1 protein-coding gene is annotated in these 1,714 nt (G+C 31.5%); it reads left to right on the top strand.

Annotation, left to right across the window (positions count from 1 at the left end; genetic code table 11):
• The coding region (locus tag F6K22_RS40190; protein ID WP_293110695.1) for a protein kinase family protein at positions 1-1,012 on the top strand (1,012 nt) is incomplete at its 5' end.
• Between the last annotated feature and the right edge of the window lie 702 nt (positions 1,013-1,714).

Raw genomic sequence — 1,714 nt, 5'->3', positions numbered from 1 at the left:
TGTAGTGCATAGAGATATTAAGCCTGACAATATTATTGTTAGAAATGATTCTCTAACTACTCCAGTATTAATAGATTTTGGTCTTTCTTTCAACAAAGAGGATGATACAAATTTAACGCCTACAGGGCAGGATGTACGAAGTAGATTTTTGTTTCTTCCAGAGCATAAACGAGAAAGTAGTCTACAAAGAGATGAAAGGTCAGACATAACACAAATTTGTGGCATTTTGTTTTTTGTAATAACAGGAAAAGAACCTCGTCATCTTTTGGATGAAAAAGGAAATAAACCACATCAAACTGAAAAAGCTAGACAAAAATTATCAGATTTACCCGAACATATACTATCGAAAATTAATAGGGTTTTTGATACAGGTTTTAGAACAATGATAGAGTCCCGTTGGCAGTCTATTCCTGCGCTTAAAAGTGCTTTGATAAATATTTTAGAGTCAGAAAATCAAGAATATAATGAAAAAGTTTTGTTAGATGAGATTAAGTATAAAGTATCAACTGATATGGATAAGGAGTTATTTGAAAATCTAGCTCAAAAAATTCTGGAAAAAATTTATGATATTGTTGATAAGTTAATTAAAGAACTTAATTCTGAACTACAGGAACCAAAATTTGGGGGTGTGATTTCAGAAATTGATAAAAAACGAGCTATACAGCCTAAAATAGATTGGAAGAATTTAACATTTTCCAATTCAGTTCTTGGTATAAGTTATAGACGCTCAAATGAATCATTCCGCCCTGGATTTGAGGGATATTTAACAGGAAGTGAAGTTGTTTTAGTTTATGTTGAATATTATTTTCCCAAGTCAGAACTTGATAGAATGCGTTCTCTTAATAAGATGGGTACTGGTGAACGTATATATGATGAATATTTAGATAAATATGAAAACAGCAAAACCGAGTTACTCAGAATTCCTCTAAGTGGCGAACCTGATTTTGCCACTTTAGAACAAAAACTCAGAAAGTTGTATTTTAAAGGTATAAACCAATTGTGGACTTATTAAATGAAGCGATCGCTATTCCCTGAATTTAGTTAATTTAGTTTCTGTCAAAATTTTGGTCGGCAAATATCTATGATTAATAATTAAAGTCTGAGTTTTGATAGGAGTCAAACAAAATGACCTTTAAGGAAATGCCAAAAATTATTCAAGAAATGCTAGCTGTTTAAAGAGAACTGCAAAATACCCAGTTAAGGATGCAAGAAGAATCTCAACGACAAAGGTAAGAAGCTGAAAGATAAAGAGAAGAATCTCAACGACAAAGAGAAGATATTAGAGTATTGCGAGAAGATATTAACCTATTGCTTCAGGGAACTGGGCAACTTCTAGAAATATCTAATCGCTCCTGTTAGACTTATCCAACAATTGTTTAGTTATAGCATTACTGGTGAATCAGAACGTCTAGATTTACAGCCAGAAATTAATAGATTAAAACAACGGGTTGAACGATTAGAAAATTCTGATAGTTAAATAGATTTGGGAGTTATTAAATTAAGCGATCGCTATTCCCTTAATTTAGTTAATTTAGTTTCTATCAAAATTTTGGTCGGAAAATATCTATTATGAATAATTAAAATCTTAGTTTTGATAGGAGTCAAACAAAATGACCTTTAAGGAAATGCCAAAAATTATTCAAGAAATGCTAGCTGTTTAAAGAGAACTGCAAAATACCCAGTTAAGGATGCAAGAAGAATCTCAACGACAAAG

The sequence above is a fragment of the Okeania sp. SIO2F4 genome (assembly GCF_010672385.1).
Lineage (GTDB): Bacteria > Cyanobacteriota > Cyanobacteriia > Cyanobacteriales > Microcoleaceae > Trichodesmium.
This window is presented reverse-complemented; position numbering and strand designations above follow the sequence as displayed.